A 3,452-nucleotide genomic window follows, 5' to 3' on the forward strand; every position below is an offset into this window, starting at 1 on the left:
GATCCGGCGCCGGGGCTGGCCCGATCGGCCAGAGGGCTGGCCTCCTACGGCCGGGGGAGGTCTCGTAGGAGCGCAGCCCTCTGCGCGATCCGGCGTCTCTATTCGGGGGCGGGCCGGCCGGTAAGGCGGCGGTAGAGGGCGAAGCCGGCGTCGCGGTCGGCGGTGCGCAGGATGGCGGATCGGCCCGGGGTTGAGGGATCGGGCTTAAGGTCGACGCCGGCCTCTTCGGCGGCGCGGAAATCGGCGTCGGTCAGTTCGACCTCGCCGAAGACCGAGATGATGTAGCCACCGGGGATCGGCGGGGGTGGCGTGAACGGTTCGCCGTCCGCCAGCGCGACCCAGGCCGGGATGAAGGCCGGGCCGTAGAAATCGAAGAAGCCGTTGGAGCCACGCAGGTGGGCCTCGATCGGTCGCCCACCAATCAGCTCGATGTTGCAGAGGCCGCTGTAGCCGGTCAGGTTGCGCCGCACCCAGTCGGCGATCCACGGCTCCACCTCGGGCACGGCGGCGCCCACCTCCCAGTAGATCGGGCGCGCGGCGTCCTTCTCGTCCGATCCGCGGGTGTGGGCGAACCAGCGCACCTCGCCGTTCTCCACCAGACAGTCGGTGCTGGTGTGGGCGCCCTCCAGGCGCTGGCACCAGAAACTGCCGGGCTCGGCCGGCACCTCGCCGGCGGACAGAGCGCGGGCATCCAGCCCCATGCCGGCGAGGTTGGTAATCGGCTTGACGAACACCGTGTCCTCCGTCCCCAGGCCCAGATCCGTGGGCGCGACCCCGCAGGGGGCGGCGGTCAGGCCCGCATCCAGGGCCAGGCGCAGCTTGTCGTACACGTGACGATGGCCCGGGTTCAGCCGCCAGGCGGCGGCGTCCGACACCGCCACCTCGCGGCGCGGCTCGGGCCGGAAGATGTGCCGGCGCTCGGGCAGGACGCCAACGAACGGCACGTCAGCCCGCCTCCAGCAGGCGTTGCTCGTGCCCGGCGTGCAGGCGTTCCACCTCGCACAGCAGCGACTTGAACGCGGGGAAGCCGCTGATCGGGTCGAGGTTGCGGTCGTCGGTCAGCTCGTTGATGTTGGCGTGGTTCCAGCCATGCTGGCAGTGCGCCACGCCGGGCTTGATGCGATCGGTGACCTTCGCCACGAAGGCGACCCGCCCGCGCGGCGAGCGCACCTCCACGGTGTCGCCATCGGCGATCCCGCGCGCCCCGGCGTCCTCCGGGTTCAGCTCCACCAGCGGCTCCGGCATCGCCCGGCGCATGCGTTCCAGGTACTGGTGCTGCGAGTGGGTGGCGTGCTTGTGGCGCGCGCCGCTGGTCAGCACCAGCGGATAGTCGCGCGCCAGCTCCGGCGTCGACAGCGGGCTCTCGGCCGGCTCGCGCCAGACCGGCAGGCCGTCGTGCCCGGCCTCGCGCAGCTCGGCGGCGTCGAATTCCACCTTGCCGCTGACGGTGCGGAAGCCATGCAGACGATACTGGCGATCGCCCTCCTCGAAGCCGTGCTCGACCAGGTCGTCCAGCGCCCTGGCGAACACGGTCACGCCGTCCGGGTCGTTGTACACCTGCTCGCGGATGGTCTCGGGGATACCCTCGGCGGCCTCGGCCCAGCTGGCCTCCAGGTCGCCGTTCCAGAACTGCTCGCCCATGCCCAGGCGCACGCCCAGCTCGAGGAACACCTCGGCGTCGGCGCGTGCCTCGCCGCGCGGGGCAACGGCGGCGTGGCGGTAGCGCAGCTCGCCGCGGAAGTTGCAGCCGGGGTAGGCGATCAGCGCCGCGCGCTCCAGGCTGGTGGCGGCCGGCAGCACGATGTCCGCCATGCGCGTGGCCGGGTTGTGGAAGAAGTCCGACACGGCGAAGAAATCCAGCGCGCCCAGCGCCTGTTCCATGCGCTTCGAGTTCGGCCACATGGCGGTGTTGATGCCCATCGCCAGCAGGGCGCGAACCGGCTGTGGTTGCCCCTCGAGGATGGCATCCGGCAGCAGCATGCTTTGTGCCGCCGGCCAGTGGGCCGTCCACACCGGGAAGGTCTCGTCGCCGATGCGCGGCGGCAAGTTCTGTTTGCAATGGTCGAACAGATCGATCGGCTTCGGCGTGACCTTGTCGTTGAAGAAGCGGTTGCCGCCCTCGCGGTCGATATTGCCGGTGACCGCCGCCAGCAGGGTCACCGCACGGTGATTCTGGAAGCCGTTGGAATGCTGCACGGTGGCGGTGGGCGAAAGCATGATCTGCGCCGGGCTACGGGTCGCGTAGAGCTCGGCGGCGCGCTTCAGGTCGGCCTCCTCGATGCCGCAGATCGCCGCCACCCGCTCCGGCGGGAATTCGGCCACGTATTCGCGGAAGGCCTGCACGCCGCTGCCCCATTCGTCGAGGAAGGCCTGGTCCTGCCAGCCGTTTTCGAAGATCAGGTGGTGCATGCCCAGCGCCAGCGCCCCGTCCGTACCCGGCCGGATCTGCAGATGCACCTCGGCCTGTTCCGCCAGCGGCGTCACCCGCGGGTCGACCACCACGGTGGCGCAGCCGGGGCGCGCCGCGGCCAGCGCATGCTGATGGAACGGCGGGATGGAACCGCGCGGGTTGGTGGACCACACCAGCAGGCAGCGGGTCGCATCCGAGGCCACGGTGGAGGATGTCTTGATTTTGGTGCCGAAGGTCACCTCCTCCGCCACCTTGGTGGAGGAGAAGCAGCAACCGCTCTCGGTCAGGTAGTTGGGCGAGCCGAAGGCATGCGCCAGGCGCTGGAGCTGCGGCCGAGCCTCCTTGGTGTAGCCGGCGAAGAAGGCCGCCGCCGGGGCACCGTGCTCCTCGCGGGTCGCGCGCAGATGCTCGGCGATGGTGTCCAGCGCCTCGTCCCAGGAGATGCGCTCGAACTCGCCGCTGCCGCGCGGTCCGGTGCGCCGCAGCGGGTACAGCAGGCGTTCCGGGTGGTTGCGCCGATCGAGCTGAACGTAACAGCGCGGGCAGTCGGGACCGTCAATCTTTACCGGCTCGCCGGTATTGTCCAGGGTGACGTCGATCGCACAGTTGGCGTCGCATTCGTAGCAGGTGCTTTTCACGGTCGCCATGGGGTCGGCTTACCTCGCGCGGGCATTCGGTCGATACATCCGCCGATTATGCGCACGGCGCCCGCCGCCCTCGAACAACGTCATGCGCCCCGGGGCATTGCCCCCGCCCGCAGGAGGCCAGCCCCCTGGCCGATCATGCCCGACGCCGGATCGGCCAGGGGGCTGGCCTCCTACGGGGCGGGTTACCGAGATTCGTCGTCGGGATCGGGAAAATCGAATTCCCAGTCATCCTCTTCTTTTTCCGAGGCCTGCGGGATTTCCGCCTCGTCGGAACGATCGTCGAACGCCGGTTCTTCGTCCGAGCCGGGTTCTGCCTCGGACTCCGGTTCGGGCTCAGGCTCAGGCTCAGGCTCCGGTTCGGGTTCGGGCTCAGGCTCAGGCTCAGGCTCAGGCTC

Annotated in this window: 2 protein-coding genes and 1 pseudogene; all 3 read right to left on the reverse strand. The window is 70.0% G+C overall.

Annotation, left to right across the window (positions count from 1 at the left end):
• Positions 1–98 precede the first annotated feature (98 nt).
• Positions 99–944 (reverse strand): hypothetical protein, encoded by an 846-nt coding sequence (locus G020_RS0114445; RefSeq protein ID WP_024330088.1) that lies wholly within the window; start codon positions 942–944, stop codon positions 99–101.
• Position 945: 1 nt separating this feature from the next.
• A complete protein-coding gene (locus G020_RS0114450; protein ID WP_024330089.1) occupies positions 946–3,057 on the reverse strand; it encodes a molybdopterin-dependent oxidoreductase in 2,112 nt (703 codons plus the stop codon).
• A gap of 182 nt (positions 3,058–3,239) precedes the next feature.
• Positions 3,240–3,452: pseudogene (locus G020_RS15450) on the reverse strand (hypothetical protein); the annotation flags it as partial.

Origin of the sequence: Thioalkalivibrio sp. ALR17-21 (assembly GCF_000420185.1) — a bacterium.
Classification (GTDB): Bacteria; Pseudomonadota; Gammaproteobacteria; order Ectothiorhodospirales; family Ectothiorhodospiraceae; genus Thioalkalivibrio; species Thioalkalivibrio halophilus.

What these genes read in the sequence shown, in the direction of transcription:
- G020_RS0114450 (WP_024330089.1), bottom strand. Translation starts at nt 3,057, where the DNA reads ATGGCGACCGTGAAAAGCACCTGCTACGAATGCGACGCCAACTGTGCG.